Source organism: Bartonella sp. AA83SXKL, from assembly GCF_042196965.1.
Classification (GTDB): Bacteria; Pseudomonadota; Alphaproteobacteria; order Rhizobiales; family Rhizobiaceae; genus Bartonella.
Genome location: NZ_JBHIRG010000314.1, coordinates 1 through 271, shown reverse-complemented (window position 1 = coordinate 271; position 271 = coordinate 1). Strand labels below are relative to the sequence as shown.

Sequence of the window (271 nt, the reverse complement as noted above, 5' to 3'; positions counted from 1 at the left end):
TCTAGCAGCTTTCATAACTAAGGAGGAAGCTTGATGGAATTTTTATCTTATTATGGATATGTTGCACTTAAATTGATTGTAGGCCTTGTAGCCTTCCTCTTCATTTTAAGAACCATGGGTCGTAGTAGTCTTAGTCAAATGACACCGGTTGATTTGGTAAGCAATTTTGTGATGGGGAGTATCATTGGGGGCGTTATTTATAATCACAATATCAGTATCATTCAATTATTGCTTGTTTTATTTATTTGGCAAACTTTGATCACCTCACTTA

1 pseudogene is annotated in these 271 nt (G+C 35.1%); it reads left to right on the top strand.

Annotation, left to right across the window (positions count from 1 at the left end):
- Nucleotides 1-33: 33 nt before the first annotated feature.
- A pseudogene (locus ACFINO_RS11345) lies at nt 34-271 on the top strand (DUF421 domain-containing protein); the annotation flags it as partial.